Consider the following 26,540-nt stretch of genomic DNA (forward strand, 5'->3'; position numbering starts at 1 on the left):
GAATTATGGCTTAAAGACTTGTTATGGAAACGATACGCTAATCCGTTAGAACTTTTAAAAACTTACAGTTTAGAAGCTACAGCAGATTTTTTCTTTTATCTGATGGATAAAGACAAAGAAGAACTTCTATGGGATATGTGGGTTCACACTTCTATGGAAAAATCGTTTAAAGAATTCAAAAAGATGCAAAATGTTCAATCTATACGTAAGAAACAAAAAACGTCTGTAGTAACTGACGAACAAGAGAAAGAACTGCTTAAATTTGCATCACAATTTGTGAACATAAACCAACAGAACAAGGAGGGTGACTAGATGGGTGAAGTATTTAAATTGTTTGGGACAATTGGCGTAGACAACAGCAAAGCGAATAGAGCCTTAGATGAAGTCAGTCGTAAAGCTCAAAAATTAGGCACCTCCTTACAAACTGTTGGAAAGTCGATGGTAAACACTGGGAAGGTTATGTCTACGGCTATATCCTTGCCAGTTGCGGCTGCAGTAGCTTCTAGTATCAAGTCATTTGCTAATTTAGAGCAAGCTATCGGTGGTGTTGAAACCTTATTCAAGAGTTCTGCAGGAGCTGTTATAAAGAACTCGGAGTCTGCTTATAAGCGTGCTGGTGTTTCGGGAACGGAATACATGGAACAGGTAACAAGTTTTAGTGCAACTTTACTTCAAGGTTTAGGTGGAGACACTGAAAAAGCGGCCAAAATAGCTGATATAGCTATGGTTGATATGTCAGATAACGCAAATAAGTTTGGTACTAACATAGGTTCTGTTCAAGATGCCTATCAAGGGTTCGCTAAACAGAACTACACAATGCTAGATAACCTTAAATTAGGGTACGGTGGTACACAAAGTGAAATGGCACGCTTAATAAACGATTCAGGAGTGCTAGGAGACACAATGGAGGTCACTGCTGAAACAGTTAACGATGTGTCGTTTGACAAGATAATAGAAGCTATTCATACAGTTCAGGACGAGATGGACATAACAGGAACGACTGCTAAAGAAGCAGAAGAAACTGTGGCTGGATCATTCGGCATGATGAAAGCTAGCTTACAAGATTTGTCTGCTGGTTTTGGACAAGAAAATGCTGATATGCAAACTTTGATGGATAACTTTACTAGGTCAGTCGGTATATTCGTTGGGAATATAAAACGAGTTCTAGGCAACATGTGGGATAACTTGCCTTTAGCTGAATGGCAAAAATGGGTAGGTGTTGTAATAGTAGCAGCAGGGCCAATGCTTGTTGTTTTTGGAACTATTATATCTAAAGTCGGTACTGTAGCTTTAGCAGTTGGAAAAGCTGGGTCAGTATTTAAAGGTTTAGCTGCACTTTTTCCTGGTGTATCAGCAGGACTGGGAGTTGTAAAAGCTGCTTTTGGCTTGTTGATGGGGCCAGTCGGATTAGTAATCGGATTGATAACAGCTCTGATTGGTGTTTTTGTTTATCTGTATAAAACGAATGAGGACTTTAGAAACAAAGTCAATGACGTTTGGGGACAGATAAAAGAATTTATAAACAGCGCAGTGCAAGAAATATCTAGTTTTGTACAAGAAATTTTTGGATCATTGGTATCTTGGTGGTCAGAAAATAACGAACTAATCAGACAAACAGCTGAAACGGTTTGGAATGCAATACTAACTGTTGTAAGTACAGTTATGTCTGTTTTAAGTCCTCTATTAACGACAGCTTGGGAAGCTATTAAAACAGTTGTTATGTTAGTTTGGGAAAACATCAAAACAGTAATCAGTACTGCTTTAGACGTTATTTTGAATATTATTAAAGCGGTTATGCTTATGATAAATGGAGACTGGACTGCAGCATGGGAGTTGATTAAAGAAAGCCTATCCTTAATCTGGGAAGCTATTAAAGTATTGATTGAGAATTATTTATTAATCATACAGCAAGTTCTTGTAGTTGCTTGGGAAGCTATTAAATTAGCGATGGAACTAGCCTGGGAAGGTATCAAACTGGCAATGTCTCTTATTTGGGAGGGCATCAAGCTAGTTATTCAAACAGCTATCGACATAATAGTTGTTGTGATATCGACAGCTTGGGAAGTTATCAAAACAGTCACCTCTTTAGTATGGGAAGGTATTAAATTAGTTATTTCTTTAGCTTGGGAAGGCATAAAAATTATTGTTCAAACTGCTATTAATATTGTTAAAGCAATTATAACTACAGGTTGGAATGTAATTAAAACAGTAACATCTACAGTGTTTAATGCAATAAAAGCTGTGGTTTCTACCGTTTGGAACGGTATTAAAGCAGTAATTCAAACAGTAGTCAATGTTATAAAAACTGTTGTAACAGCAGCATGGAATGCAATTAACAGTGTAACCTCAAGTGTTTTCAACGCTATTAGAGGTGTCGCAAGTAGCGTCTGGAACAGTATTAAATCGACTATACAATCAGTTGTTAACTCAATAAAAAGTGTTGTTACTAGCGTCTGGAACGGCATTAAATCGACAACGTCAAGTGTGTTCAATTCGATTAAAAGCGTTGCTTCTAGCACTTGGAATGGTGTTAAAAACGCAATGATAACACCAATAGAAGCAGCCAAAAGCAAAATCAGTGGAATAGTGAATGCAATAAAAGGTTTCTTTAGTGGTATGCGTCTAAGCATTCCTAAGATTTCAATGCCACCGTTACCTCACTTTAGTTTAAGTGGATCATTCAGTTTAAAACCACCTTCAGTACCTAAATTAAGTGTTTCTTGGTACAAGGACGGAGGTATTATGCAGGATCCAACCATGTTTGGAATGAATGGTAACAGCATGATGGTAGGTGGAGAAGCAGGGCCAGAAGCAATTCTACCATTAAACCCTAAAACGCTAGGTGGTATTGGATTAGGCATTGCAAAAGAGATGGAACATGGACAAGATGCGGTAGTTTCTAAATTAGATCAGTTAATAAGAATTATTGAAAATCAACAGGCGCAGATCAATAACCTAAAAGTTGTTATGGATAGTGGGGCGCTGGTTGGCTCAATCAGCAATCAAATGAACAGAGCATTAGGACAAGCAGAACGATATGACAGAAGGGGGCGATAGTCTATGAGACAAGTGAAAATAGGCAGCAAGTGGACTTTTACTGATTATGGACTATTGCTTAGTCCTAACTCATCTGTAGGAGAAGCGAAACCAAAGACATATTATATTGATATTCCTTTTGGTGATGGCTTTATAGATTTAACCGAGTCGTTAACTGGAGAAGTTCCATACGATAAGCGTGAGATAGACTTCTCTCTTGTGTTACCTGCTGACAGCACTAAGTGGGATGGTATAAGAAAAGAGTTAGTTAATTTTCATCATGGTAGAAAGCAAGAAATCATTATGCCACAATATCCAAATTATAGATTTATAGGTCGTTTAAACGTAGGTGGAATAGATGAAGATAAATCGGTGGCTACAATTCCGATTAGCGCTATTTGTGAACCTTACATGCTTAAGAAAGATAAAACAATAGTTAATAAAGTTGTTCCTTCAGATGGAACACTGACAATGACTTTATCAAATGAGCGAATGGCTACAGTACCAACTTTCGCAGTAAATAACACTGTTCAAATCGTGTACAACAACAAAACGTACAATCACAGCGCTGAAACATTTAGAAATGCAGGTGTCGTACTGCTGCAAGGTGACAACAATATCACTATTAAAGGAGCAGCAGGAACGACTGTAAAAATCGAGTACCAGGAAGGAGCTTTATAATGTATTTAGTTAAATTAGACGGTCAAACATTTTATGACCCTAGAATAGAAGAATACGAGATATTCGATTCTAAATTAAAGCTAGAAGTTAATAAAGCTGGTGCTTTTGATTTTACGGTATACCCAACACACCCGCTGTTTGCTCGTATCAAGAAACTAAAAAGCATAGTAGAAGTTTATCAAGATGAAACACTTTTATTCAGAGGTCGTGTGCTTGATGACGAACTAGCATTTGATAGAGCAAAAGGTATTATATGTGAAGGTGAACTTGCTTATTTAAACGATACAGTGTTAAGACCTTATGAATTTTCAGGTGGGGTCAGAGAGTACCTAGAATTATTAGTAGATCAGCATAACTCGCAAGTCCCAATAGAAAAACAATTTAAAGTAGGCACTGTAACTGTTAAAGACCCAAATGATTATATCGTACGTTCAGACAAAACGTACCCACAAACATGGGACGTTGTAGAAAGTAAGTTAATCAAGTCATTAGGTGGCTATTTAATTGTTCGCAGAGAAAACGGCGTAAATTATTTAGATTATCTTGAGGATAGTGACAAAAAAAGTCTACAAAAAATTGAACTAGGTCAAAACTTGTTAGATTTAGCAACTAAGTCGAGTGCCACAGAATTATATACAGCCATTTTACCACTTGGAAAAGAAGCTGAAAGTGAAGACGAAGAAGGTGTGACAAGTTCAGAGAAAGGCAAAAGATTAACTATCGAGTCTGTGAATAATGGGAAAGACTTTATACAAGATAATGAAGCAGTTAAAAAGTATGGCTTCCTTATGAAATCTGTTACCTGGAACGATGTAACAGTAGCGACTAATTTATTAAATAAAGCAAAACAAGAGCTAGCTCAACTTATTAAGTTGAGTCTAACGCTAGACTTAACAGCCATTGATTTATCGTTAGTAGATGCACAAATAGATGAGTTTAGAGTTTTTGAGTATGTGCAGGTAGTCAGTGAACCACACGGAGTGGACGAGTTGCTACTAGTTGAAAAGCAAGAGCTACATTTAACTAATCCGTCACAGGATAAGTTGTCTATTGGTTATCAACGTAGAACGTTAACAGAAAATCAAATCCAGACAGACAAAGCGATAAACAATATTGATGTTATCGAAGGTCGTGGAATAACAAGTATCACAGAAGAATATGCAATATCTGAATCAAAAACAGATGCTCCAACGATGGGATGGTCTGTCAAAGTGCCAACGTGGGAAATTGGTAAATATTTGTGGCTTAGAAGTAAGATAGTCTATTCAAGTCCAACTGAAACAGTCTACACAGAGCCAATCTGTGATACAACATGGGAAGCTGTAAAAGAACTGGAAGAAGCTGTGGATGAGAAGCTAAATGATAAGGCAGATAACGACTACGTCACAGAAGTAGTGACAACGTTAGAAACTTCCATAGAAAAAGAGTCCGATTCTATACGAACAGAAGTGAAAGAAACTTACACAGCTAAATCAGAACTTAGTGAGTATCAAGAAGAAGTATCAAGTGAGTTTGAACAGACTAAAAACTCGTTTAACTTTAACTTCAAGAATCTAGTGGAGCAGATATCAACACTAGACCATGACACGCAAGTGAAATTTCAAGAGATTGTAAAGTATATTCGTTTTGAAAATGGGAATATCATTCTTGGACAAGTTGGGAATGAACTGATTCTAAAGCTTCAGAATAACAAGATTCAATTTTTACAAAGTGGAGCAGAGGTAGCGTACTTTACTAACAACAAACTATACGTAACAGACGGTGAGTTTATTAATAGTTTAAGGCTAGGTAGCTTTGCTTTTATTCCTCGTGATAATGGCTCGCTAGACTTTAAGAAGGTGGTGAACTAATGGCTTTAAGTGGCTCAAATACATGGGATGTACAGAGAACAAGTGGAAACTTAAAAATAAGAATGGACTGGTCAGCAACGCAAAATGTTGCTAACAACTATTCTGATGTGAAAGTCAACATTACAGTCATTCGTGGGGCGTACGGCTACAATACAAACACGACAGCTGACGCTCAGTCGTTATGGATTGATGGTACAAAGTATACAGCGACAAGCAATGTGGGTGGAGGTAATAATTCATCTACGCTCATCATGTCCAGGACTAAAAGAGTTTATCACAACTCTGATGGTACTAAGTCCTTCAGTATGCAGTTCCAAAAATACTTCGGTGTTTGGTGGGGTGGATCTCTTGTAGGAACGCAGACGTTTCCAAAAGTAAATGCAACATTAAATAAGATTCCGAGAGCCAGTAGCATATCAAGTATTAGTGGTGGTACTTTAGGTAGCCCGTTAACGGTCAACATAAGTAGAGCGTCTGGATCCTTTACTCACAAGGTTAAATACTATCGGACAGATGGCAAGTTAGGCCATGAAATGAATAATGTTGGTACAAGTGTTAGTTTTACGCCGTCAATCAACGACAGCAACTTACTACCTAACTCAACATCTGGCACAGCTAAGATTGTAGTAGATACATATAGTGGAAGCACAAGAGTTGGCAGTACCTCAAAAAACTTTACAGCAAGAGTTCCTAGCAGCATAGTACCAAAAATAAATTCTGTCGGTATTTCAGAAGCGACGCAGGGGTTAGCTTCTAAGTTTGGTGTGTACATTCAAAACAAATCTAAGCTTAATCTTTCAATTTCAGCAAGTGGATCATACAGCAGCACGATACAAGTCCATAGGATAAAAGTTAATGGTACTAGCTACAATAAATCAAGCGCAGTTACTGACATTTTACAAACACCAGGAACTAATAAGGTGATTTTTGAAGTCGTCGATTCAAGAGGACGAACCGCTACAGTATCACGAGATATAAACGTAGTCTCGTATGATGAGCCTATTATCAATAGTTTATCAGCTGTGCGATCTAATAGTAATGGAACAGAGAATAATGAAGGCTCATACGTCAAAGTTTCTTATGATAGTGTAATAAGCCCAGTCATTAATAAAAATACTAAACTATTTAAAATAAGGTATAAGAAGTCAGGAACGAGTGAGTGGTCTGAAACAATTTTATCTAATAGCTCATACTCTCTAAAATCATCTTCTGTTTTGCCAAACTTTCACGAGGACTACAGCTATGATATTCAATTTGTAGCAACTGACTACTTCACTACAGTTATAACGCAAACTAGTATACCGTCTGGGTTTACTCTTCTAAACTTTCATCCAGGTGGACGAGGTATGGCCATAGGCGAGGTAATGGGTAGGTCTGATGGATTAGATGTGAGGCTGGAAACACTATTCAAGAAAGCTCCTACAATTAAAACACCAACGAGCGATAAACAAGATAACGAAGTATTGAAAATTAGGAGAGCAGATGGTTCGTTGATGTCGTACCTATCAATATCTGAACAAGAAAATATATTAAAAATGCATATGTACGACAAAGAGGGGAACTGGCGAAGTTACCATCAATTACATGAAACTGGCGAAGTTACACTTGGTGGGGAGTTGACAGTCTCAGGAGAAGTGATTTCTCAATCAAAAACTGCTTCAGTTTCTTTTTCAACTGGTTTTAGTAACTATCATGCGGATGCAAGGACACACCTTAAGGTAACAAGAAGCGGGTCAATGGCTTATTTACACGGCGTAATTAAAAACTCTGCTGAATTAGCACCAGGAGCATCAATCAATATCGGAATTGCTCCTGAAGGATTTAGACCTAATATTTATGCTAAAAATTTATGTCAGGGATCAGGGGCAAACAAGTTTTTTACTGAATTTGCACCTAACGGAACGATAACCATACACAGATATTCAGATTCGGGTTATAAACCGATGTATGAAGGTTCTTGGTTAAACGTTTATGTTCCTTTTATAAATGAGTAAAGGAGAGATTAAATGCTTAGTATTTATAGAAAAATAGAAGAACAAAGTGATAGTGGTGCAAATTTTGAACAGGCATTCATTGAAGAAGGCGAAGAAGTACCAGAAGGATGGACAACCAATCTAGATGAAATGCCTAAAGAAGTTATAGAATCAGATCCAGAAAAAGAGCAGTGGGAACAGCAAAACGAGCTGCTACTACAAGAACAAAAAGAAAATAGGTTGCTATTACTTTAGATGAAAACAATGATATCTAGTTTGATGGAAGAAGTTATCAATTTACAAAGTGAACGTGTTGAGAAGCAGGTTAAAGAATAAGAAAAGGTGGTAAAAATGTAGATGAGTGAACCAGTTTTAGTAGCGATAATTAGTTTACTAGGAACAGGATTTGGTACATTCGGCGGTATTTTAACAACTAACAAGTTAGTCAATCATAGATTGAGTGAGTTAGAGAAAAAGGTAGAAAAACATAACAATATCGTTGAACGAACATATGGACTTGAGGGACGTATGAGAGAAGCGGAGCATGACATTATGGAAATGAAAGGAAAATGATTGATATGGAAAATGTGATGGCAGCAGCAACAATAATTGTACCTGTAGTTTTAGGAGTTACACAGGTGTATAAAACAACATTTGGAGGAAAAAAACGTCTTCCAATTATTAACTTAATCATCGGTATGGTTATTGGTGGCTTATGGGCTATGTCTTTTGCGCCAAATGAGTTAGTTACTTTTATTTGGGGCGGAGCGCTGTCTGGAATGGCAGCGGGTGGTTTTTATGATTTAGGTGTTAATTTAAAAGAAATTGCAGTTTCAAAAGGGGAAGGGGATAGATAAAGTGGTAGTTAAAATAGAAAAATCAATTGATTTCATGTATGGGTTACAAAGAAAAGGTATTAGATATTCAATGACTGGTTCTAGAGATGGTTCAGATGGCACAGGTGATTGTTCAGGAACCATTGTTCGTTCTTTAGAAAAAGCAGGAGCAAGTAAACCAGCATGGCTATATAATACAGACTCAATGCATGCTTACTTAGTTCAAAATGGCTATGAATTAATTGCCACAAATAAAAATTGGACGGCTAAACGTGGTGATGTTGTCATTTTTGGAAAAAAAGGAGCTTCAGGAGGAGCAGCTGGTCATGTGGTAGAGTTTATTAACAATACTCAAATTATTCACTGTACATATAAAAATCCACAAATGAACGGTGTTTATGTTGATAATGAAGCTACAACATGTCCTTATTTTATGGGCTGGTATGTTTACCGCAATGTCAATGCAAATACAGCACCTGTTACAACACCACCTGTAACAGAACGTCCTGATAAAGTGGGTTGGTATATGGAAAAAGGAACATTCCAGGTTACTATAAATGAACCGATAATGATTCGAGATAAAGCTGTTGACGGTAAAATTATCGGAAAAGTTTATAGAGGTGACAAAATTAAGTACGATCAGTTTACACATAAAGGTGGGCATGTTTGGATTAGACAGCCAAGAGCTGATGGAACTTATGGTTTTATTGCAACAGGTCGCTCTAATGGTCAAAAACGATTAGATTACTGGGGAACATTTAAATAGAAACTAACGACATTATCTAAATTAGGTAGTGTCGTTTTTTTATTAATTACGTATGTAGTATTTGTGATATTTTGATTGTAAAAGACTGAAAACTGACCTATTATTAAACTAGTTAAAACATACTAAAGAATAGTGAAAAATAGGTGGATAGATAAAATGGTAAATGAAAGAACAAGCACTGATCAGTTAGTTAGAAGATTTATAGAGGATTTAGGAGTTTCCTACGAGGAACAAGGGTCATCTAATGTGCAAATAAAAGAAGCTTTAAAGAATGCTAGTAAATCAAAAGATTCTAGAGGAGTAGGTAAGCCAGAATTTATCTTTTTTTCAGGAGATCATTTAATAATTATTGAAGATAAGCTTGCAATAGATAAACTAGAATATAAAGATGAAAATGATGCAGTAGATACTGAATTTCCTTATAGGAGAGATTATGCAGTTAACGGTGCAATTCATTATGCTAAGCATATTATTGAGAAAACTAATTCTTATAAGGAAGTTATCGCAATAGGTGTAGCTGGTGATGGTTTACATTATCAAATACAACCGTACTTTGTAACAGAAAATGAAGTCCAAGAATTACCTGATATGAAAAGCTTAGAGGATATATCTCCTGAAAATATTGAGGAGTTTTATAATGTAGCTATCAAAGGTGAGTTACCAAAAGAAGAAAGAGAATTACGGGAAGTTAACAAAATAGCTGCAGACATGCATGAGGACTTAAGAAATTACGGACAGCTAGAGGGCGAAAAGAAAGCAACTGTTGTATCAGCTATATTATTAGCGTTGGAAGAACCAACTTTTTCATTAGACCAGTTACAGGGATCAGATAGAGAGGGCAGTGCTGATGGAGAATTGATTTTCACAGCTGTACAACGATTCTTACAAAATGCTGGAATTGTCCCTTATGCAAAAGTGGGTGAGATGTTAGATCAGTTTACGTTTATTCAAAGAGATGTAACGTTAAATACTGTAAATAGTAACTTAGAGATGACGCCTCTAAAATACTTTGCAACTACGCTAGAAGCAGAGATTATGGAGAAAATTAAAAGTAACACAGACTTTGATATTTTAGGTAATTTCTATGGTGAGTTTGTCAAGTATGGCGGTAGTGATGGTAACTCGCTAGGTATTGTATTAACACCAAGACATATAACATCATTAATGGCGGAACTTATTCAAATAAACAAGTCAGACTATGTACTAGATCCCACATGTGGAACAGGGGCATTTTTAATTAGTGCTATGAATCGTATGTTAGAGCAAGCAGAAAATGATGACGAAAGAACGGACATTAAGCAGAATCGGCTATACGGAATTGAGATCCAACAAAAGTTATTTACCATTGCAACAACTAACATGATTTTAAGAGGAGACGGAAAAAGTAATCTAATTCGTGATAATAGTTTAACGTTTGATAAAGAGGTAATGAAAGAACATGGGGTAAATAAAATTCTAATGAACCCTCCATATTCTCAAGCTAAGAACGATCAAACACAACATTTATCAGAATTAAGCTTTATTCAACATGCATTGGATATGCTGGTTGTTGGTGGCCAACTATGTGTAATAGTACCTCAATCAACAATGGTTGGCAAAAACCGTCATGATAAAGCAAGGAAAAAACAAATTTTAGAAAGCCATACTTTAGAGTCAGTGATAACGCTAAATACAGAAACGTTTCATGGTGTAGGTACTAATCCTTGTATTGCGGTGTTTACAGCAGGTGTACCACATCCAGAAAATAAACGTGTATCTTTTATTAATTTTGAAGATGATGGATATGTTGTTAGAAAACATATTGGTCTAGTTGGGGATGGAACAGAAAAAGGAAAACGAGAGCATTTATTGAATGTTTATAGAGATAATGAAGATGATAACAGTGCATTTATTGTTAAAACGACAATAGAAGATACCGACGAATGGTTGCATAGTTTCTATTATCTTAATGATGACGTGCCTACAGAGAAAGATTTTGAAAAAGTTATTGCTGATTATATGGCTTTTAAATATGATATGCAAATCCATGGTAAAAGTTATTTGTTTGAAGGTGACTCTAATGAATAAAGATTTTGAACAAATAGATTGGGAATTTTTCTCTCTAGATAAAATATTTACAACTATCCAGAGAGGGAAAAGATTAACAAAAAAAAATCAAATAAAAGGTGATATTCCATATATCAGTTCTACCAAATATAATAATGGAGTAGATAGTTTTATTGGAAATGAAGAAAATGTTCGTAAGTTTTCTAACTGTTTAACTATTGCTAATAGTGGAAGTGTCGGTAATATTTTTTATCATGATTATGAATTTATTGCTTCGGATCATGTTACAGCTCTAGTAAACGAGGAATTAGTTAAGGAGCATTACATGTTCTTGATTGCTTCAATATCTATGATAGGAGAAAAGTATTCTTTTAACAGAGAAATGTCCGATGACAGAATAAAAAGGGAAAAAATTAAGTTGCCAGCAATCAATCCTGATGAACCTGATTGGGAATTTATGAAGGAATACATTAACTATCAACAAGGAATAGTTAGTGAATTACCACCTCAAACTGAATTGCACATTATATCAGACGAAAGAGAATTGTCTGAAGTGGATTGGGCACCTTTTTCTATTGAAGATATAGCGACTGTCGATGGTGGTGCTGATTGGGAAGAATATAATAGAGTGAAAGGAAAAAGTCCTTTTATAGGTTCTTCATCAACTAATAACGGCGTTACAGATTTTGTTAATTATGAAGGTAGAGAGAATAAAGTAAGTAGTGGTGTAATAGGGATAAATCGTAATGGGTCTGTTGGGTACGCCTTTTACCATCCGTATAGTGCTTATTTTTCAGGGGATACAAGATTTGTTGAAGTTACGGGCTATAAAGGTAATCGGCATGTAAACCAATTCATAGTAACTTGTATACTTAAACAAAAAAATAAGTATGCATATGGGTACAAGATGGGAACTAAAAGGATAGAGAGACAAAAGATATTATTACCTATTACTGATGATGAAAAAATAGACTATGAGTTTATGGAGCAGTATATGAAACGCCAAGAAAATAAAATAATTAACCAAATGAAAGAAGAAGCAGGTAGCTAATGACCCGCTTCTTTTTTGATATATCTAGTTACCTTGATTGAAACGCTGTTAGTTTTGTTAGTGACGCTTATTTTTATTTCATTGCCAATTTTTTATTTTAATAGTTGGCAATCTTATTGTGAGAAGGCTCTTTTTTATAGTCAATTTGAACATTTTTATCAACGTGCTCAGCAAGGAGCCATTATTGAACGACGTCAATCGGATATTAATTGTGATAAACGAGAAGGACGAATCTGTTTTAGTTACTATCAGCATGGGCAAAAGCAAAGCAAAATTTTAAAATTACCTAAAACAATAACAATGCTAAATGAACCCAAACTTCATTTAGTAGGAGGAACCGGGGGGAATGCGGGACAGCTAAATAATTTTTGTTTTAGAGAGGAGCGCACAAAAGTGGAGGTGACATATTCATGTCAGATGGGAAATGCTAAAATCATCAAGCATGTTAAATAAATGGAACAATTCAGGGTATCTACTAATGGAAAGTCTTTTGAGTTTTGTTATTCTCTCGGTAACGGTGCTCTTCTTTTTTCAAATCATGATCCAACAAAATAAAGTCGAAGAAAGAGCAAAAAATAAGTTGAATTTAGCGAACACCGCTTATATGTTGAGCCAAATGAGTGGAAAAGAACGAACCGATCCACTTTTTCAAAAGAAATTAAAGCAAGAACAAATTGAAATTGTAGTTTGTGAAGAACAATCTTTATGTTTAAAAAGTGGTCAAGAAACATTGGAAATCAGGCTCAATCAAGAAGTGAATCGTCCAGATGAATAGGCGAGGCTTTACGTTATGGGAATGCCTCTTAGCTTTAATTATTTTTAGCGGAAGCTTACTTTTATTTCAGCCCTTTATTGAGGGGTTGAACACGCTACAAGTAAGAGAAAGAAAGTCTGCTTTTAACAACTTTCAAGTCGGTAAAATCCAACTTGAAATAGAAATAGAATCTTTGCATTTTAAAGAAGTAAAAGACAATAAACTTTACTTTGAAAAGAGTATCACTAAGACAGTTTCGCAACCTGTAGTATTTGAACATTATCGACAAATGATAAGAAGAACAAAAGGACATCAACCGATTATGTTACAAGTTGAAAAAGTCGAATTTAGCCAGGTTCAAGAAATGATCCGTGTAGAGGTGATGTTAGAGGATGGTCAAGAAGAAATCTTTTTCTTGTTTTATAAAAAATAAACGAGGAGGTATTCTATTATCTGTTTTAGGTTTGTTGAGTTTGGTTAGCATGGTGGCACTTTTATTATTTGATAGTCAAGCGCTAACGGTTGAGCTTGCTTTAGAAACACAAGATTATTATTTAGCTAAAACGTTAGAAACGCAAGCTTTAAAACTTTCAAAAACAATGACAGAGGGGGAATTTAAAAAAGTAAATTTTAATAAAGGGAATGTTAATTTAGAAAAACAAAGTAAAAATAAAAAAATAAAAGTTAAAACATGTTTGAATAACGGCTATCAATTGTATAATAATTTATCAATCGAGTGATTTTTTTAAATCACTTGATTTTTATTTTACTTGTACCTTGAATTATTCCGTTTCATTCGATAAAATGAAACAGTACATGATTTTTGTTATATTCCAATGAAAGAGGTGCTGTTTTTGTCACAAACTATAATTGAAGAAGGATTCCAATTAATGAGTTCATCGATTGCTGTTTTACAGCAAGAACTAGAAACATCTTTTTACGATGCGTACATTGAAAATCTGGAAAATATGTTAGACAATCAAAAAGTTCGTGTGCTGAATGGTGTTCCTTCTGATAAAGTGGTAAAAACACTAGAAGAAAAATATCAATGTTTAAGCAATTTAGCTTTGTCTGCTGAAGAAAAACGCAAGGTTGCTCAACTGGTACTTCTTCAAGGAATGAAGAAGGAACCGATGCAAGCAAATCATCAACTGACACCGGATGGGATTGGCTTTTTATTTGTTTACATGATTGAACAATTGTTTCATGATCAAAAGGAATTACGAATTGCAGATTTAACAGTAGGTACGGGTAACTTATTGGCAACCATTATGACAAACTTAACTTTGGCTAATTATACAGTTGAAGGTTACGGAGTGGATGTAGATGATACTTTATTGAGTATCGGAGCGGTGACTTCAGGGTGGTTAGCTTTAGAAACGACCCTGTTTCATCAAGACAGTCTTCAAGCTTTGTTATTAGATCCAGTGGATGTGGCGGTTGCTGATTTACCGATTGGTTACTATCCGGATGATACACAAGCACAAAAATTTGTTGCAAGTGTGGCAGAGGGACATAGCTATGCACATCATTTATTGATTGAGCAGACAATGAAGTACGTCCATGAAGCGGGTTTTGGCTTATTTTTACTGCCAACCAATTTTTTAGAAACAGAACAGGCAAATACTTTTAAAAAATGGATGAAAGAAACCGTTTATCTTCAAGCAATTTTAAAATTACCAGATACATTATTCAGTCAAAAAGGTTTAAGCAAATCGATTGTTATTTTTCAAAATCATGGGGCAGAGGCTAAGCAAGTGAGTGAAGTTTTTCTAGCGGATTTACCATCTTTAAAAAATGGTCAAGCGCTATTAACGGTTATTCAAGAGTTTAAAGCTTGGCGTCAAGCAATGATGAAATAAAGAAAAGAAAAGGGAGTCTTTACAAAATGGCAAAAACAATAGCAGTGAATGCAGGTAGTTCAAGTTTAAAATGGCAATTATATTCAATGCCAGAAGAAGAAGTTATCGCTAAAGGAATCGTAGAAAGAATAGGAATCAATGATTCAATCTTTACGATTAAACATGGCGACGGCCAAAAATATGAAGTCGTTCAAGATATTAAAGATCATGAAGTTGCTATTCACATGTTATTAGAACAACTTGTAGAATTAAATATTATTGCTTCATTAGAAGAAATCACAGGAGCTGGTCACCGTATCGTTGCGGGTGGTGAACATTTTAAAGAATCAGCAATTATTGACGATGCAGCCTTGAAATTGGTTGATGAATTAGCTGAGTTTGCACCTTTACACAATCCAGCTGAAGCAACAGTGATTCGTGTGTTCCAAAAATTATTACCAAATACTTTAAATGTTGGAGTATTTGATACTTCTTTCCATACTTCAATGCCAGCCGTGAACTATTTATATAGTTTACCAATGGAATATTATGATAAATTTGCAGCACGTAAATATGGTGCTCACGGAACAAGTCATCGTTACGTATCGGAACGTGCCGCTGAAATGCTAGGTAAACCTATTGAAGAAACAAAAATTATTACGTGTCATTTAGGTAACGGAGCTTCTATTACAGCTGTTGATGGTGGTAAATCAATTGATACATCAATGGGCTTCACACCTTTAGCTGGTTTAACAATGGGAACACGTTCTGGTGATATTGATGCATCAATCTTACCTTACTTAATGGATAAATTAGGCATGACAGACATTAAAGAAATGATTAATATTTTAAATAAAGAATCTGGTTTATTAGGTATTTCTGGTGTGTCAAGTGACATGCGTGATTTACTGGAAGCTTCTGCAGAAAATGACAATGCGCGCTTAGCGATTGAAATTTTTGAAGACCGCGTTCGTAAATATATTGGTAATTACGTTGCGACAATGAATGGTGTTGACGCGATTGTCTTTACAGCTGGAATTGGTGAAAACGATGTTGATATGCGTAAAAATGTTATCAATGGTTTAACTTGGTTTGGTTGTGAATTAGACGAAGCTAAAAATAATGTTCGTGGTGAAGAAACAGTTCTTTCAACGGAAGCATCTCAAGTGAAAGTTTTCTTAATCCCAACAGATGAAGAATTAATGATTGCTCGTGACGTGGAAGCATTAAAAAACAAATAATCAATTTTAAAAAGAAAAGGGTTGCGCACATTTAATTGTGCGTAACCCTTTTTATAGTCTATTTATTATTTAAATCAGTACAGACGATAAGAACGTCACAGTGAGCATGACGCGCAACGTAGCTAGAAACAGAGCCAATTAAGATACGTTCCATTACGTTTAGTCCAGTTGCACCTAGGAGAATTAAATCAATATTTTTACTTTGTTGAAGTTCTCTAGCAATCACCGTTTTTGGTGAGCCATATTCAATCAGGTATTCAACATCTGTTAATTGATGTTCTTTCGTATACGTTAAATAAGAAGCTAAGGTTTCTTTAGCCGCTTTTTCAGCTTCATCTGCCATTGATTCATCAAAAGATGAGATAGATTCGAACGCACGAATATCAATAATATGAGCAATGAAAAGTTTAGAATTATTACGCTTAGCGACTTGAACCGCTTTTTTAAAGGCTTGCTCAGATTCCTTTGAGCCATCCACAGCAACTAAAATATTTTTGTATTCTTCAAACATAAGTAAACACCCTTTCTATAACAACTCAGTCTTATTTTTACATGGAAAGGCTAAGTATTCCTCTCTAATAATCATACCATAAAAGTGAACAAACGTCTGAATTTGACCAAATAAAAAACAAAAAAATAAAAAAGCAATAACAAACCGCTAAGGTCTTATTATTGCTTGGTATTGTAAAATTTTAAAAATAAGAAGACATCCGTTAATGCCGTTTTGAGCACCTGATGGTTGAACCCGCTGAATATGCAGGTGGGAATCTCTGTAACGATATCGAACTTCCAAGTGATAAGGCTTGCTCTTTATCGTTAGGCTTTGAAACCCAAGGTAAAATGATTTGTTCGGTCAACACTAAAGTGTGCTCCACGTACATCACAGATATCTATAGGTTAATAGTAACATAAGAAAAAAAAATGAGCAATTCAATTCGTTTTTCTCAAACTTATTTTTTTTGAGCTGAGCGGATTTTTTCAAGTTGTTGACCAAGACCACGCTCGTATTTACCGTTAAGTTGTGGTTGATAGTATTTTTTCGTTTTTAGTTTATCAGGTAAATAGGATTGTAACACCCAATTACCCGGAAAATCATGTGGATACAGATAGCCCACTCCGCGATTTAGATTTTCAGCTCCTGCATAATGACTATCTTTCAGATGACGAGGGACGTCTCCTGCTTTTCCTGCATGAATATCAACAATCGCGTGATCAATCGCTGTTAGGCTTGAATTTGATTTAGGGGAAAGGGTTAAATCAATGACTGCTTCAGCCAATGGTATTCGTGCCTCCGGTAAGCCTAGTTTTTCAGCGGCTTGTACTGCGGCAACGGTACGTTGGCAGGCCCCTGGATTTGCTAATCCAATATCTTCATAAGCAATCACAAGTAGTCGCCGACAAATGATGACGAGCTCACCGGCAATAACTAAGCGGGCGAGATAGTGAAGAGCAGCATCAACGTCGCTACCTCGAATTGATTTTTGAAAAGCTGAAATGACATCGTAATGAGCATCGCCATCTTTATCATGAGAGAGTGCTTTTTTTTGAATGCATTCTTCTAAAATGGCTAAGGTTAGATGAATTTTGCCATCTTCAAGCTTGGGTGTAGACATAGCGGCAAGTTCTAAACCGTTCAGAGCGCTACGCAAATCACCGTTGGTTGCTCGAGTTAGATGTTGTAAGCTATTCTCTTCTAATGTTAGTGGCAAGTCTCCTAGACCTTTTTTTGTGTCTTTTAATGCACGATCGACGGCTTGCTCAATATCATCTGGTGTTAATGGAAAAATTTCGAAAATCTGAGTTCGACTGCGAATGGCTGGGTTGATATTGATGTATGGATTTTCCGTGGTTGCTCCGATAAGAACAATTCGTCCGTTCTCTAAATGAGGTAATAAAAAATCTTGTTTTGGTTTATCCAAACGATGGATTTCATCTAAAAGCAAAATAACGGAACCACTCATTTTAGCTTCTTCAACGACAACTTGTAAATCTTTTTTGCTATCCGTTGCGGCATTTAAAATCCGAAAAGCATATTGGGTTGAACCAGCGATAGCACTGGCGATACTTGTTTTACCTGTTCCAGGAGGGCCGTATAAAATCATTGATGATAATCGATTGGCATCGACCATTCGGCGAATAATTTTTCCAGGACCAACGAGATGTTGCTGTCCAACGACCTCATCAATAGTGGTGGGCCTCATTCTAAATGCTAGTGGTTTTTGCATCCTGTAACCTCCTTATAACTTATCTCTCAGTATAACATTAATCGAAAACATTGTGTTTTTTGTCGTTTGTAAGTTATAAATTGACAATTTTGATAAGTGTCGGGTATGGTAAATTAAAGGAGCGTTGGAGATGAAAAACATGTGGCATAAAATGGTTGAGAAGAATACCGTGAAAATTACAATTGCAGTTTTTTTGAGTGTCTCTTTTTATACGATTTTTCATATGGTTGATGAGAGTAGCTTGTTATTGATTACTTTAACAAATGCTATTTTCGGAATCCGACCTAAAACGGTTGATACTTGGATTTTCTTTCGCTATCGTTTACTGGGGACTACGATTGGCTGTATTTTAGGCTCGCTTTATCTCGTTGTATCTGTTCATATAACGCAATTAAAAGTAATAAACGTTATTTTAATTCCTTTATTTGCTTGCTTAACTGTCGTTTTTTCAGGGGGAGAGAAAGCTCCGACGACCGTTCGAGGAGCAGTAATGACATTGATTAGCATGATTTTGTTAGTCGCTCCTGACAATGATAAAAACTATGTCTTTCATCGCATTATGGCTACTTTTTTAGGTTTATTAATTTCGATTCTTGTTAATTGGGTGATTGCTCCTAAAAAAGAGCATTTAGTAGAAGAACTTAAAGAAAGTATTGATGAAGAGTGATGATAAAATATCATGAAAAGCAAGTTTAAAAGGCGCGTTATTTTAAAACGCACGTTTTTAAAAAGGTTATGAATGGATTATTTTTAAAAGATGGTGTACTATCATATTTAGATAGAACATATTAAATTGATGTTCACAAATGGAGGGAATTTTATGTATAGAAGTAATGGAAACTATGAAGCTTTTGCAAGACCTGTAAAACCAGCGAAGGCTGATAAAATCAATCGAGTATACATGGTCGGGTCTGGTTTAGCATCTCTAGCGGCGTCAGCTTTTTTAATTAGAGATGGTCAAGTTCCAGGGGACAAGATTACGATTTTGGAAGAATTACCAATTGCTGGAGGTTCTTTGGACGGTATTAATAAACCAGAATATGGTTTTGTTATTCGTGGTGGTCGTGAGATGGAAAGTCATTTTGAGTGTTTATGGGATTTATTCCGTTCGATTCCGTCGTTGGAAATTGAAGATGCTTCTGTCTTAGATGAGTTTTATTGGTTAAATAAAGAGGATCCAAACTCATCACATTGTCGTATTATTCATGAGCGTGGGAAACAATCACCAACCGATGGTCAATTTTTATTATCAGAAAAAGCGGTTAAAGAAATTGTAAGTCTTTGCTTGAGCAAGGAAGAAGACTTACAAGATAAACGAATCAATGAAGTCTTTACTAAAGAGTTCTTTGAATCAAACTTTTGGATTTATTGGTGTACAATGTTCGCCTTTGAAGAATGGCATTCAGCAATGGAAATGCGTCGTTATTTAATGCGTTTTATTCACCATATTGATGCATTGGCCGATTTCTCATCATTAAAATTCACAAAATATAATCAATATGAATCACTTGTATTACCGCTAATAGCCTTTTTAGAAGAAAAAGGTGTCACTGTTCAATACGATACGAAAGTAAAAAATGTGTTAGTTAATATTACCGAAAATTCTAAAGTAGCAGAACGCTTAATACTTGAAGTTGGTGGCGTTGAAGAAGAAGTCGAATTAACAGAAAATGATTTGATTTTTGTTACGAATGGATCAATTACCGAAAGTTCAACTTATGGTGACAATGATACCCCAGCTCCAGTTTCTAAAAAACCAGGTGGAAGTTGGCAATTATGGGAAAATCTAGCGGCACAAGATAAAGAATTTGGACGTCCAAAAAAATTCTATCAAGATATCCCAGATGCAGCGTGGTTTGTTTCAGCTACGATTACGACACTAGATAAAAAAATCGCTCCTTACATTGAAAAAATTAGTAAACGCGATCCTTATGCGGGTAAAGTTGTAACGGGTGGGATTGTTCATGCAATTGATTCAGGTTGGCGTATGAGTTATACCATAAATCGTCAACCACACTTCAAGAAGCAACCAAAAGATGAAATAGTCGTGTGGTTCTATGCACTAATCTCTAATACCGATGGTGATTATATTAAGAAACCAATCACTGAGTGTACCGGAACAGAAATTGCCCAAGAATGGTTATATCAGATGGGTGTACCATTGGATGAAATTGATGATTTAGCTAAGAATTCATGCAATGTTGTACCAACTTATATGCCTTATATCACATCATATTTCCAACCACGTGCATTAGGAGATCGTCCATTAGTTATTCCTAATCACTCTAAAAACTTAGCTTTTATTGGTAACTTTGCAGAAACAGAACGTGACACTGTCTTTACAACAGAATATTCTGTCAGAACAGCAATGGAAGCTGTTTACACATTGCTTGATGTTGACCGTGGTGTACCAGAAGTTTTTGCTTCTTATTATGATATCCGTCAACTTCTAAAAGCCTCTTATTATTTAAATGATAAGAAACCAATCGAAGATATGAAACTTCCGTGGTTAATGACTCGTTTAGAGCATCATGAATTGAAAAAGATCAAAGGAACGTTTATTGAAGAAATGTTAAACAATGCTAAATTACTTTAATCATTAAATTGACCGTCCTCGAAGACAGTTGAGCCAGTTTAATCACTGGTTTGACTGTCTTTTTTTATTTAATAACATTCGGTATTGAACTTCATTGGACAGAAGTGTATACTTATTTTTGTTAAAAGGAACCTTTAATTTTAGCCTTTAATCGACTAAAATCAGAAAGATTATTTGCTAAGACTGAGCATCGGACGAGTAAATATTTGAATAACATTATTGAACAAGATCATCGTCCAATCAAAAAAGACACAAATTATATCAGTCCACAAGGATCGCTTCAACCACGATTAAAGGAATTGAAACTATACACGATCTATATAAGAAAAGCCAAAGAGATGGAAATCTCTTTGGCTTTTTAGTGAGAGCTGAAATAAATAATTTACTAAGAGTTGTTGCCTAGAGATAACTTGCGCAGAGGTACTTCTTTTTATTTTTCAACTTTGCAATAGAGCTGTAAAAAACGTAGCCTCAGTTTTTAGGACTGAAGGACTACGTTTTTTTGTTTGTTTTTAAGGTCGGATGTCAATGAGTGTTAGTTTATTAGAATCTAAATCTTCATTCCCATAATTAAATAAAGGGAGGAACATTTGATTGGCTTGATAGTCATCAATAAAGAAACCATAGTGAATGACTCGTTTTTCTTTGGCAGCAAGTGTAGGCAAACGAAAGAATTTTTTGCCTTCGCCATGATTATCTAAATAATCCACTTGGCCAGAAAATGCTGATTTGTTAGTATCGATAGTCGCATCGATGAAATGTTTCCCTTCTTTTTTTAATAATTTAGGACTATCTTGGATATAGATTTCTTTTAAAGGCGTATTTTCTGTGTTTTCAATCGTTGCAGTTAAGTAAACAAATCGAGGTTGGACCAATTTTTCATTGAGTACTTGATCGATATTGGTTTTACCATCGCCAAGTTTTAATTTTTTCTGTTTGAAAGGGACTAAGTGGTTATCCTGATCTATGATTTTTTCTTTAGTAAAAGACTCAAGTGGATAATCATTAAAGTTATTTTTATCAAAATCTTGGATAGTATCGAAGAATTCTACCTGGTCAATTGTGAATTTTATTTTCTCGTTTTCCCAGAGATTAACAGTAACCGTTTCACCAACTTGATGAATGGTGGAACTATTACTTGCTAGTTTATCTTGTTCTTGTAGTTCGGGTTCTTTTTCTTCAGTGAGTCTTTTCTTATAATCGTCAAAGTTCATTGTCCTGCTAGCTTGGTCTTTCTCTGTTTCTTTCAAAGTTACTTGAGAGAGGATTTTATCAAGTTCATCGTTCGGTACGTCTTTTCCAACGTGAGTTTGTAAAACGTAACCTTCTTTTTCAAAAAGAAGATAAGTTATGCGATTAAAATCTTCTTCTTCATTATCAATCGTTTTCGTTTTTTTAACGACTAAGGCTTTATGACCATTATAGGTAGTTTCTTGGTAGTTATCGGTAAATAAAGCATCGAAATCGGCTTTTTTATTGATTTTCCATAATAGGAAGGATAACCCACCTTGATCGCGATTATTTTGATAGCTATATTTATTGGATTCGGAATTTCCGGTCATTTCTGTTGGTAAGTAGCCGAGCTTGAGTTGATAGTATTTTTGGTTTGTACCTGTTTGATCACGATTTAAAGAAAGTGAGACCTGATACCCTTCTTTGGTAACATACCATTGGTAGAGTTTCGTTGCGGCATAAACGGAACTAGGGATTGCAAATAAAGCAATTGCTGCAGCAAGGAGGATCCGTTGTGGGGTCCATCGTCTTTTTTTATTTTTTGAGGAGGCCATTGCGTTTAAAAAGGTATGCTTTCTCTCCTTATAATGTGTTGAAAACTCATGGTCTTTCTTGAGCTGGTCAAATTCTTCTAATGCTATTTTTTCAGCTTCTGCTTTTAATTCGTTATCTATTTTAGTCATGTTGTTTCCCCCTAATGATTGCTTTGACTTTATTTTTAGCTCGTTCGTATTGTTTTCGGACCGTTGTCTCGGAAGTATTCATAAGATGAGCAGTTTCTCTGGTCGTTAATCCATAGAAAACACGATACATAAAAACCTGATGATAAGGCTCGCCAAGCCCTACCGTTGTTTCTGAGAAGGTATCCTCGATCATTAAGTCATTGAGAAAAAGAGCGACGTTATTTTGTTCAGTCTCTTTTTTATTTTGTTTGTTCTGTTCCTTAGTGAATTTCGTTTGTGTTTGATTTCTACGATACAAATCAATTGATTTATTCTTGACAATTAATAAAATCATTTTTTTTAGATGAAGGTCATCTAATTTTTTTAGTTTTCTACGTTCGATATAAAGTTGTTCAAAGACATCCTGCGTAGTATCTTCCGCTTGTTCTTTATTGTGTAAGATAGCATAGGCTCGATGAAATATTTTTTGTTCGTACTCGTGATAGAGCTGTTCAAAAAAAGCTCGATCCGTTTGTAGAGGTCGCATGGCATTCATTCCTTTATCAGTTGATATAAGAGTTAACGTTTGAGCATAGAAAAAAGTGACACAAAGCGCTAAAAAAATAAATATTTTTCTTTTTTTGTGTATTTCTATTACTATCGTACTAAAATATTGAGAGATAGGGGGTCTTTTTTAAGCTTCATTAAAAAAAATAAAACGTCGTCTTGGCTTTTTATAATGGCCAGACGACGTTTTATAGGGAAATAGGATTTAATTATTTTTAATTTTATCTTGATTATAAGGAGAAGTGGAGTTATTGGGGAGAGTAGCATGTCTGGAAATCGTGGCCTTTAAAACGACGGGTGCGATAATTGCCGTGAAAATGACCACAAGGACAAGAACGGCATACAGTTCTTGATTAATAAACTCTTTACTAAGCGCTAGAGAAATCAAGATAAGGGCCATTTCTCCTCGTGAAGCCATACTTGCTCCAATAATAGCGCTACTTCCATTGTTGAATTGATTCACTTTTCCTCCAAGAAAGCCCCCAACAAATTTAGTTGCAACAGCAAGAAAACAGAAAAGAACAATCAAACCGATATTATGTTTGAGCCCGTCCAAGACAAGATTGAGTCCAATACTAACAAAGAAAACAGGGGCAAACATGGAGAGGGTAATGCTTGTCACTTTTCGTTCGACTCGAGGCGCAAAATCAGTTTGCGAAATAAGAATACCTGCAAAGAAAGCTCCAATGATATCAGACATCCCTAGAGTTTCTGCTAAAGAACTTAGGAAGAAAACCAATATTAAGGCAAAAGCGACTTCTTTTTCAGGTACTTTTAGATAGGCTACTCCTTTTAGTAATAAAGGCATGACGAATCTGCCAATAAAATAAATGGCAATAAAAAACAAAATATTTTTTAAAATAAAAGGAAAAATATCTTTGGCTGAAGTGTTGGGATTGAGTCCATTTAAAATGAGATTAAGTAAAATAATGGCAATGATATCATCTAAAATAGCCGCCCCGATAATGACATGACTTTCTTTTGAATTGATAAAATTGAGTTCTTTGAGAACTTGTAAAGTGATACTCAGTGAGGTTGCTCCAAAGATTAAACCGATAAAAAGTGAGGTTTCTTTAGAGTACTGTAAGAGTTGTGTGGTGAGAAAAAAGGTAATAAAAGGGACGAAAACCCCTAGTAAACCTGTGATAAGTGAAGGTTTAAAGTATTTCTTGAGGATCCTTAAGTCACTTTCAACACCTGCTAAAAACATAAGTAAAATGACGCCAAGTTGGGCTAACATGTCAATCGAGAGATCGTTTTGAATGAGATTAAAAACGGAAGGGCCTACTAAGATACCAATAGTTAAGCTTCCAACTACTGAAGGGAGTCCGAATTTTATCGCCAAGCTGTCGGCGATTTTGGTTAGTAAGATAATGAGTCCTAGGGTTAATAATATAGTCATAGTTTCTGTCCTTTCAATTGTATGATGAGTCTTTTAAATGCATGTTTAAAAACAAATAAAGTGCTCTTAAGCACACCTCCTTGATTTAATCTAATAGTTTAAGTGTAGGATAAATCGACACTCTTTACAAATTGAAATTACTTTTCAATAGATAAATGCTTGTTTAAAAAAAATAGTAAAGCTGTCTCTATGCGACTTTGAGTAGGAGTTAAAGTCAAAAAGATTATTTTAGTAAAATGAAAGGAAAAGAGAAAGAATAAGGGAAGGGCATAGTAAAGTCGAGTAATTTTTTGTATGATATAATAAACTAAAATATAAAGATAAAGAGAGAAAATATGAAAAAAGAAAATTTTTTAGAAGTCTTAGAACAAAATTTAGAAAATAGATTAATTAATGCTGATTTTGCAATGGATTGGGATAAAAAAAATCATACAGTTGAAGTGATTGTTGCTTTATATGCAGAAAACAAAGACCAAGAAGCGATAGAAGACGGTGAAGGAATCGTTTCGGAAGAAGAAGTAATCGAATTTCAAGATAGTCTTTTATTTTATATGGCAGATAAGCCGACGTCATTTGATGACGATGAGTATTTAGCTGTTTTTCCTTTTGAAAAGAAAAAAGGTCTGTCGGAAGCGTTTATCGTAACTTTTGCTGATTACTTAGATGAGGTAACAACGCAAGGAATGGACAATTTATTGGCTTTTCTTGAAGATGAAACCCAAGATGTTTTTGAATTAGTTTGGGAGACGGCAACGTTCGAGCAACGATTAGCTCAGGCGGAAGCAACGGTAATGTATCCCTACCCAAGTTATTAAAAAGGAGAGCTGTCTAGATGAAATGGAATGAATTATCTGTACTAACTGCAAGTGAAGCTGTTGAAGCAGTTTCGAATATTATGATGGAATCAGGTGCCAATGGTGTGGCAATTGAAGATTCTTTAGATTTAGAAAATTTTAAAAGTGATCCATTTGGAGAAATCATTGATGTGAATGAAATTGAGCATATCCGTGAAGGTGCTAAGGTAATGGCCTATTTTCCGGAGACGATCTTTTTACCCGAAGTATTACCTACCATTAAGGCTCGAATTGATGAACTGGCGACATTCGGTTTAGATCTAGGCAAAAATGAGGTTAATTTGAGTGAAGTTGTCGAGAGTGATTGGGCAACGGCATGGAAAAAGTATTATCATCCAGTTAATATTAGTCGTTATTTAACGATCGTTCCTGACTGGCAAGAGTATCAACCGCATTCGAGTGATGAGCACATTATCACATTGGATCCTGGGATGGCCTTTGGAACGGGAACTCATCCAACCACTCGTCTAACATTGCAAGCTTTAGAGGTTGTTTTACGAGGTGGAGAAACAGTTTTGGATGTTGGGACTGGCTCTGGCGTTTTAAGTATTGCGAGTAAATATTTAGGAGCAGAGGAAGTCTATGCATATGATTTAGATGAAGTCGCTGTTCGAGCAGCTCAAGAGAATCTGGCTTTAAATCCAATCGCTAAAGACGTCCATGTTTCAGCTAATAATTTATTAAATGGGATTACGATTCAAGCGGATGTCATTGTAGCGAATATTTTAGCGGATATCATCATTTTGATGGTTGCTGATGCTTATAAAAATTTAAAAGCGGAAGGCTCTTTTATTATTTCAGGAATTATTGAGGATAAAGTACCACTTGTCTTAGCCGAAGTTCAAGCACATGGTTTTGAAGTGGATCAAATGTTTAAACAAAAAGATTGGTATGCCTTTATTTTGAAAAAGAAATCGGAGGAATAG

The 26,540-nt window shown here is 35.5% G+C and carries 26 protein-coding genes, 1 other RNA gene and 1 pseudogene; 22 read left to right on the plus strand and 6 right to left on the minus strand.

The window, feature by feature from the left end; genetic code table 11:
• The first annotated feature begins 18 nt into the window (after positions 1-18).
• The 17 genes from ACTJFD_RS02355 (at position 19) to ACTJFD_RS02435 (ending at position 16,075) form a co-directional block, all read left to right on the plus strand.
• Positions 19-312: a peptide methionine sulfoxide reductase gene (locus ACTJFD_RS02355; RefSeq protein ID WP_442259448.1), complete on the plus strand. Its 294-nt coding sequence runs from the start codon at positions 19-21 to the stop codon at positions 310-312.
• Positions 313-3,057 carry a hypothetical protein gene (locus ACTJFD_RS02360; protein ID WP_442259449.1) on the plus strand — a complete coding sequence of 915 codons (2,745 nt, stop codon included), beginning with the start codon at positions 313-315 and terminating at the stop codon, positions 3,055-3,057.
• Positions 3,058-3,060: 3 nt separating this feature from the next.
• Positions 3,061-3,717 carry a hypothetical protein gene (locus ACTJFD_RS02365; protein ID WP_442259450.1) on the plus strand — a complete coding sequence of 219 codons (657 nt, stop codon included), beginning with the start codon at positions 3,061-3,063 and terminating at the stop codon, positions 3,715-3,717.
• A complete protein-coding gene (locus ACTJFD_RS02370; RefSeq protein ID WP_442259451.1) occupies positions 3,717-5,567 on the plus strand; it encodes a phage tail spike protein in 1,851 nt (616 codons plus the stop codon). Before ACTJFD_RS02365 ends, ACTJFD_RS02370 begins: the two co-directional genes overlap by 1 nt.
• Positions 5,567-7,561 carry a DUF859 family phage minor structural protein gene (locus ACTJFD_RS02375; RefSeq protein ID WP_442259452.1) on the plus strand — a complete coding sequence of 665 codons (1,995 nt, stop codon included), beginning with the start codon at positions 5,567-5,569 and terminating at the stop codon, positions 7,559-7,561. The genes ACTJFD_RS02370 and ACTJFD_RS02375 overlap by 1 nt, the downstream gene beginning before the upstream one ends.
• Positions 7,562-7,573: 12 nt before the next feature.
• Positions 7,574-7,795 carry a hypothetical protein gene (locus ACTJFD_RS02380; RefSeq protein ID WP_442259453.1) on the plus strand — a complete coding sequence of 74 codons (222 nt, stop codon included), beginning with the start codon at positions 7,574-7,576 and terminating at the stop codon, positions 7,793-7,795.
• A gap of 102 nt (positions 7,796-7,897) precedes the next feature.
• On the plus strand, positions 7,898-8,113 hold the full coding sequence (locus ACTJFD_RS02385; protein ID WP_118250433.1) for a hypothetical protein: 216 nt from the start codon (positions 7,898-7,900) through the stop codon (positions 8,111-8,113).
• A 17-nt stretch (positions 8,114-8,130) separates the two neighbouring features.
• Positions 8,131-8,397: a holin gene (locus tag ACTJFD_RS02390; protein WP_442259774.1), complete on the plus strand. Its 267-nt coding sequence runs from the start codon at positions 8,131-8,133 to the stop codon at positions 8,395-8,397.
• Position 8,398: 1 nt separating this feature from the next.
• Entirely contained in the window at positions 8,399-9,142 is a 744-nt protein-coding gene (locus ACTJFD_RS02395; protein WP_442259454.1) for a peptidoglycan amidohydrolase family protein, read from the plus strand.
• A gap of 156 nt (positions 9,143-9,298) precedes the next feature.
• The gene (locus ACTJFD_RS02400) at positions 9,299-11,209 is read left to right on the plus strand and encodes an HsdM family class I SAM-dependent methyltransferase (protein ID WP_442259455.1); all 1,911 of its coding nucleotides are present in this window, start codon (positions 9,299-9,301) and stop codon (positions 11,207-11,209) included.
• Positions 11,202-12,239: a restriction endonuclease subunit S gene (locus tag ACTJFD_RS02405; protein ID WP_442259456.1), complete on the plus strand. Its 1,038-nt coding sequence runs from the start codon at positions 11,202-11,204 to the stop codon at positions 12,237-12,239. Before ACTJFD_RS02400 ends, ACTJFD_RS02405 begins: the two co-directional genes overlap by 8 nt.
• 15 nt (positions 12,240-12,254) lie before the next feature.
• Entirely contained in the window at positions 12,255-12,692 is a 438-nt protein-coding gene (gene comGD, locus ACTJFD_RS02410; RefSeq protein WP_442259457.1) for a competence type IV pilus minor pilin ComGD, read from the plus strand.
• 25 nt (positions 12,693-12,717) lie between these two features.
• Positions 12,718-13,014 (plus strand): hypothetical protein, encoded by a 297-nt coding sequence (locus tag ACTJFD_RS02415; RefSeq protein WP_442259458.1) that lies wholly within the window; start codon positions 12,718-12,720, stop codon positions 13,012-13,014.
• Entirely contained in the window at positions 13,007-13,426 is a 420-nt protein-coding gene (comGF, locus tag ACTJFD_RS02420; protein WP_442259459.1) for a competence type IV pilus minor pilin ComGF, read from the plus strand. Before ACTJFD_RS02415 ends, comGF begins: the two co-directional genes overlap by 8 nt.
• Positions 13,386-13,733, plus strand: a complete 348-nt coding sequence (comGG, locus tag ACTJFD_RS02425) for a competence type IV pilus minor pilin ComGG (protein ID WP_442259460.1) — start codon at positions 13,386-13,388, stop codon at positions 13,731-13,733. The genes comGF and comGG overlap by 41 nt, the downstream gene beginning before the upstream one ends.
• A gap of 150 nt (positions 13,734-13,883) precedes the next feature.
• A complete protein-coding gene (locus tag ACTJFD_RS02430) occupies positions 13,884-14,855 on the plus strand; it encodes a class I SAM-dependent methyltransferase (RefSeq protein WP_442259775.1) in 972 nt (323 codons plus the stop codon).
• Positions 14,856-14,881: 26 nt separating this feature from the next.
• Complete coding sequence (locus tag ACTJFD_RS02435) at positions 14,882-16,075, plus strand: acetate/propionate family kinase (RefSeq protein ID WP_442259461.1); 1,194 nt, start codon at positions 14,882-14,884, stop codon at positions 16,073-16,075.
• Positions 16,076-16,133: 58 nt separating this feature from the next.
• On the opposite strand, the gene ACTJFD_RS02440 is transcribed toward ACTJFD_RS02435, so the two are convergent.
• The 3 genes from ACTJFD_RS02440 to ACTJFD_RS02450 form a co-directional block, all read right to left on the minus strand.
• Complete coding sequence (locus tag ACTJFD_RS02440) at positions 16,134-16,586, minus strand: universal stress protein (RefSeq protein ID WP_442259462.1); 453 nt, start codon at positions 16,584-16,586, stop codon at positions 16,134-16,136.
• Positions 16,587-16,778: 192 nt separating this feature from the next.
• Positions 16,779-16,967, minus strand: a non-coding RNA gene (gene ssrS, locus ACTJFD_RS02445) — 6S RNA.
• A 58-nt stretch (positions 16,968-17,025) separates the two neighbouring features.
• On the minus strand, positions 17,026-18,300 hold the full coding sequence (locus ACTJFD_RS02450) for a replication-associated recombination protein A (protein ID WP_442259464.1): 1,275 nt from the start codon (positions 18,298-18,300) through the stop codon (positions 17,026-17,028).
• Between the two features lie 130 nt (positions 18,301-18,430).
• Here ACTJFD_RS02450 and ACTJFD_RS02455 point away from each other — a divergent pair, with 130 nt between their 5' ends.
• The 3 genes and pseudogenes from ACTJFD_RS02455 to ACTJFD_RS02465 form a co-directional block, all read left to right on the plus strand.
• The gene (locus ACTJFD_RS02455) at positions 18,431-18,967 is read left to right on the plus strand and encodes an FUSC family protein (protein ID WP_442259465.1); all 537 of its coding nucleotides are present in this window, start codon (positions 18,431-18,433) and stop codon (positions 18,965-18,967) included.
• 153 nt (positions 18,968-19,120) lie between these two features.
• Positions 19,121-20,896, plus strand: coding sequence for an oleate hydratase (locus ACTJFD_RS02460; RefSeq protein ID WP_442259466.1), 1,776 nt, complete (start codon positions 19,121-19,123; stop codon positions 20,894-20,896).
• Between the two features lie 143 nt (positions 20,897-21,039).
• A pseudogene (locus ACTJFD_RS02465) lies at positions 21,040-21,299 on the plus strand (DDE-type integrase/transposase/recombinase); the annotation flags it as partial.
• A 109-nt stretch (positions 21,300-21,408) separates the two neighbouring features.
• Here the strand turns inward: ACTJFD_RS02465 and ACTJFD_RS02470 are convergent.
• The 3 genes from ACTJFD_RS02470 to ACTJFD_RS02480 all read right to left on the minus strand — a co-directional run bounded on the left by ACTJFD_RS02470 (position 21,409) and on the right by ACTJFD_RS02480 (position 24,760).
• Positions 21,409-22,812 carry a hypothetical protein gene (locus tag ACTJFD_RS02470; RefSeq protein ID WP_442259467.1) on the minus strand — a complete coding sequence of 468 codons (1,404 nt, stop codon included), beginning with the start codon at positions 22,810-22,812 and terminating at the stop codon, positions 21,409-21,411.
• Positions 22,805-23,338: a sigma-70 family RNA polymerase sigma factor gene (locus ACTJFD_RS02475; RefSeq protein WP_442259468.1), complete on the minus strand. Its 534-nt coding sequence runs from the start codon at positions 23,336-23,338 to the stop codon at positions 22,805-22,807. Before ACTJFD_RS02475 ends, ACTJFD_RS02470 begins: the two co-directional genes overlap by 8 nt.
• A gap of 225 nt (positions 23,339-23,563) precedes the next feature.
• On the minus strand, positions 23,564-24,760 hold the full coding sequence (locus ACTJFD_RS02480) for a cation:proton antiporter (RefSeq protein WP_442259469.1): 1,197 nt from the start codon (positions 24,758-24,760) through the stop codon (positions 23,564-23,566).
• A 335-nt stretch (positions 24,761-25,095) separates the two neighbouring features.
• Between ACTJFD_RS02480 and ACTJFD_RS02485 the strand changes: the two genes are divergently transcribed.
• Both ACTJFD_RS02485 and prmA read left to right on the plus strand, forming a co-directional pair.
• Entirely contained in the window at positions 25,096-25,575 is a 480-nt protein-coding gene (locus ACTJFD_RS02485; protein WP_442259470.1) for a DUF3013 family protein, read from the plus strand.
• Positions 25,576-25,592: 17 nt separating this feature from the next.
• Positions 25,593-26,540 carry a 50S ribosomal protein L11 methyltransferase gene (gene prmA / locus ACTJFD_RS02490; protein ID WP_442259472.1) on the plus strand — a complete coding sequence of 316 codons (948 nt, stop codon included), beginning with the start codon at positions 25,593-25,595 and terminating at the stop codon, positions 26,538-26,540.

It is taken from the genome of Vagococcus sp. (assembly GCF_052102835.1).
In the GTDB taxonomy this organism is placed as follows: domain Bacteria; phylum Bacillota; class Bacilli; order Lactobacillales; family Vagococcaceae; genus Vagococcus.

Coding starts and splice junctions, on each gene's coding strand:
- ACTJFD_RS02440 (WP_442259462.1), bottom strand. CDS start 16,586: ATGTTTGAAGAATACAAAAATATTTTAGTTGCTGTGGATGGCTCAAAG.
- ACTJFD_RS02470 (WP_442259467.1), bottom strand. CDS start 22,812: ATGACTAAAATAGATAACGAATTAAAAGCAGAAGCTGAAAAAATAGCA.
- ACTJFD_RS02375 (WP_442259452.1), top strand. CDS start 5,567: ATGGCTTTAAGTGGCTCAAATACATGGGATGTACAGAGAACAAGTGGA.
- ACTJFD_RS02390 (WP_442259774.1), top strand. CDS start 8,131: ATGGCAGCAGCAACAATAATTGTACCTGTAGTTTTAGGAGTTACACAG.
- ACTJFD_RS02360 (WP_442259449.1), top strand. CDS start 313: ATGGGTGAAGTATTTAAATTGTTTGGGACAATTGGCGTAGACAACAGC.
- comGG (WP_442259460.1), top strand. CDS start 13,386: ATGGTCAAGAAGAAATCTTTTTCTTGTTTTATAAAAAATAAACGAGGA.
- ACTJFD_RS02450 (WP_442259464.1), bottom strand. CDS start 18,300: ATGCAAAAACCACTAGCATTTAGAATGAGGCCCACCACTATTGATGAG.
- ACTJFD_RS02415 (WP_442259458.1), top strand. CDS start 12,718: ATGGAAAGTCTTTTGAGTTTTGTTATTCTCTCGGTAACGGTGCTCTTC.
- ACTJFD_RS02405 (WP_442259456.1), top strand. CDS start 11,202: ATGAATAAAGATTTTGAACAAATAGATTGGGAATTTTTCTCTCTAGAT.
- ACTJFD_RS02400 (WP_442259455.1), top strand. CDS start 9,299: ATGGTAAATGAAAGAACAAGCACTGATCAGTTAGTTAGAAGATTTATA.
- ACTJFD_RS02475 (WP_442259468.1), bottom strand. CDS start 23,338: ATGCGACCTCTACAAACGGATCGAGCTTTTTTTGAACAGCTCTATCAC.
- ACTJFD_RS02435 (WP_442259461.1), top strand. CDS start 14,882: ATGGCAAAAACAATAGCAGTGAATGCAGGTAGTTCAAGTTTAAAATGG.
- ACTJFD_RS02380 (WP_442259453.1), top strand. CDS start 7,574: ATGCTTAGTATTTATAGAAAAATAGAAGAACAAAGTGATAGTGGTGCA.
- ACTJFD_RS02460 (WP_442259466.1), top strand. CDS start 19,121: ATGTATAGAAGTAATGGAAACTATGAAGCTTTTGCAAGACCTGTAAAA.
- ACTJFD_RS02385 (WP_118250433.1), top strand. CDS start 7,898: ATGAGTGAACCAGTTTTAGTAGCGATAATTAGTTTACTAGGAACAGGA.
- ACTJFD_RS02485 (WP_442259470.1), top strand. CDS start 25,096: ATGAAAAAAGAAAATTTTTTAGAAGTCTTAGAACAAAATTTAGAAAAT.
- ACTJFD_RS02480 (WP_442259469.1), bottom strand. CDS start 24,760: ATGACTATATTATTAACCCTAGGACTCATTATCTTACTAACCAAAATC.
- ACTJFD_RS02455 (WP_442259465.1), top strand. CDS start 18,431: ATGAAAAACATGTGGCATAAAATGGTTGAGAAGAATACCGTGAAAATT.
- prmA (WP_442259472.1), top strand. CDS start 25,593: ATGAAATGGAATGAATTATCTGTACTAACTGCAAGTGAAGCTGTTGAA.
- ACTJFD_RS02430 (WP_442259775.1), top strand. CDS start 13,884: ATGAGTTCATCGATTGCTGTTTTACAGCAAGAACTAGAAACATCTTTT.
- ACTJFD_RS02370 (WP_442259451.1), top strand. CDS start 3,717: ATGTATTTAGTTAAATTAGACGGTCAAACATTTTATGACCCTAGAATA.
- comGF (WP_442259459.1), top strand. CDS start 13,007: ATGAATAGGCGAGGCTTTACGTTATGGGAATGCCTCTTAGCTTTAATT.
- ACTJFD_RS02365 (WP_442259450.1), top strand. CDS start 3,061: ATGAGACAAGTGAAAATAGGCAGCAAGTGGACTTTTACTGATTATGGA.